This is a genomic window from Vibrio sp. 1078-1, assembly GCF_033340475.1.
On sequence record NZ_JAWOWM010000203.1, the window covers coordinates 1 to 817 of the forward strand.

At 45.2% G+C, this 817-nt stretch carries 2 pseudogenes; both read left to right on the forward strand.

The window, feature by feature from the left end:
* Positions 1-112, forward strand: a pseudogene (locus tag R7190_RS26590) (flagella biosynthesis chaperone FliJ); the annotation flags it as partial.
* Between the two features lie 174 nt (positions 113-286).
* Positions 287-817: pseudogene (locus R7190_RS26595) on the forward strand (flagellar hook-length control protein FliK); the annotation flags it as partial.

The window sequence follows — 817 nt, forward strand, 5'->3', positions numbered from 1 at the left end:
GATGATCGAAAAGAAAGCGAAAGAAAAGCAAATCGCGGAAGCCAAACGTGAGCAAAAGCAAATGGATGAGTTTTCCACGTTGTTGTTTAGCCGTAAGGCCAAGCCGTTCTAATTTTTGTTGAAGTTGATCTCGCTTCCACTCTTTTCGTGTGCGTTGTTCGTCAGGAAAATAGCCTTATGCGTTGGCGTGATTTTTGCAAATTCATGGTTTAATTATCTAATTTTGCCTCTGATGGGCAATCTGGTCACGCCATAAAAAGGCGTAGCTAAAAATGAGAAAGTTTTTATGAATGTGAATTTGTCTAATGTTTCTGCGACTAGCAAGACCTCAACTTCTGAGTCTTCCGCACAAGCACCTACAGAAAACTCTGAAAGCAAAGGTTTTTTTGAAACCTTAGCGGGAGTTTTTACAGGTTCACAAAAAGCAGAAAAAGCGGTCACTCAAACAGCAAGTACAGATGTAAAGACCGACGTTAGCGCCACAGAAGGTGAAACGGTCGAGAAGAATGGCGAGAGCCAAGAATCAGTCGCGAACCGTGAGAGTGTCGACGGAAAAGGGGCTGATGCATTGCTAGAGCATGAAGGCGTAAAAGCCGTTGCTGACGAATCCGAGCAAACTTCGGAAGCATTTCAAGAAGAAGGTAAAGCCCCCGTCGTAGCGAAGCAAGCTTTGTCGCCAATGGAGTCAGAGGCTCAGTTGGATTCAAAACAAAGCGCTCAGAACACAGACTCGCAAGATAAGATAGCGGTGGCCAGTGCGATGGGAGAAGGTCAGCAACTACTCGGTCGTATTGAACAAGCGAACCAAGCATTGCAA